This window comes from Aquirufa salirivi, assembly GCF_045310485.1.
In the GTDB taxonomy this organism is placed as follows: domain Bacteria; phylum Bacteroidota; class Bacteroidia; order Cytophagales; family Spirosomataceae; genus Aquirufa; species Aquirufa salirivi.
This window is the reverse complement of record NZ_JBEWZH010000039.1, coordinates 1-1,653: the sequence shown is the minus strand read 5'-3', so window position 1 is coordinate 1,653 and position 1,653 is coordinate 1. Positions and strand designations below refer to the sequence as shown.

Annotated in this window: 1 protein-coding gene; it reads right to left on the bottom strand. The window is 35.5% G+C overall.

The window, feature by feature from the left end; translation table 11 throughout:
- Window positions 1-135 precede the first annotated feature (135 nt).
- Window positions 136-1,143 carry an IS110 family RNA-guided transposase gene (locus U0R11_RS13590; RefSeq protein WP_406751728.1) on the bottom strand — a complete coding sequence of 336 codons (1,008 nt, stop codon included), beginning with the start codon at window positions 1,141-1,143 and terminating at the stop codon, window positions 136-138.
- Window positions 1,144-1,653 lie beyond the last annotated feature (510 nt).

Sequence of the window (1,653 nt, the reverse complement as noted above, 5' to 3'; positions counted from 1 at the left end):
GCTGTTCGATTTCTATGATTAAAACAAGTAGTTATCTATAAAAATATTAATATTTTTATTTTAGGGACTATCTCTGAATTGTATTTAGACCTTTGTAATGAATGAATCTTTAAAAGGTTTTCCTACTATTAGGTCTTATGCCACCGATTTATCATAGTCCTTTTGATACTTTCTGTTTTGAGCCACGCAAGTGAATATTCTTAAGATTAGCTTATTTCGTACAGCATTTAAAACTAGCATTTTATTCTTTTTCTCTTCGCTTACTTTTCTTTCATAATAATTTTTCAATTCTCCATTGCTTGTTATAGCGGATAGAGCCGACATGTGTAGGAGCTTTTTCATGGTTTTGTCTGCCAAATGCGAGACTCTACCTCTGCCTCTAAAAATACCTGATTCCCTTACAAAAGGAGCTACACCCGAATAACATGCAAACTTTTTGGGATTGCTGATGTCTTTAAATTCATTGGTAGTAATAAGTACTTGAACAGCTGTAACTGGACCAATACCGGTTACCGAAGTTATCAAGCTAAATAAACGATTGAGTTCTTCATCTGAAGCAATGATTTGATCAATAATTTTTTCGGTCCGTTTTAAACTTTCTTTAATGCTATCGATAGCCTTTTTGCACAATTGATTGGCTTGTTTTTGAAGGCTTTTGTCCATAAAATCTGCCCCCTCCTTTAGTGGAGTACTAAGCATTTTACAAGAGCTAATCAGGCGGGCTCGTAGCGTTGTATAATGCGACAATTGATTAATTACAGCTCTTTTAGGTTTCCAAAGACGAACTTCTTCTCGATTCTTATAAGCGTACTCGGCTATTCGAATCGCATCGACCTTATCGTTTTTCCCTCGCAGGTTACCCATGGAATTCTTTATTTGCAAAGCAGACTCCAACCAACAATTACCCTTGTTCTTGTGCAAATATGAAACTAATGGATTGTTATATATTCCTGTATGCTCCATACAAAATACAGCATCAGACAAACTGAAGTCTGGGAGTTTATTTAAATCCTTCATAAAACCACTTATGGCCTGGGCTGTGTTCGCCGTTTCTTTGTGGAATAAGAAGTTTTTACCATGCAATACAGCAAAGTCTAGTTCGTTTTTTGACACATCTATGCCAATGAAATAAGTAAATTCCATACCTTTATAAGGTTTATAATTGAAACAATAAACAAAGGTTTTAACAAGTTTTAAACACCACCAATACCTTAATAATGAGCCTGGATACTCTAATTTCTATTCGGTGCCAAAGTTTAAAACAGGCGACAGGGGATTGAATCGAACAATAGGCCCAAAACCTTGACATGTTCTTAATGCGCCCCTGTCGCTGTTAAATCTTAAAACAAAAGTGTTGATATTTTATTGAAATAATTCAATGGGTCAAAGCTAAAGGACATGTTCCGAAGGGTCATGTCGAACAGCAGATCAATCTTTATCGTTTTCTTTTCTTCGAACAGAGTATGAAGTTGGCTGAGGTTCTCGAAGCCAAATTTATTTTTATCAAAGGATTACAAATCCCTATCATCTGTCGTTCGACATGACCCTTCGGAACATGTCCTTTAGCTTTGACCCATTGAATTATTTCAATAAAATATCAACACTTTTGTTTTAAGATTTAACAGCGACAGGGGCGCATTAAGAACATGTCAA

Coding starts and splice junctions, on each gene's coding strand:
- U0R11_RS13590 (WP_406751728.1), bottom strand. CDS start 1,143: ATGGAATTTACTTATTTCATTGGCATAGATGTGTCAAAAAACGAACTA.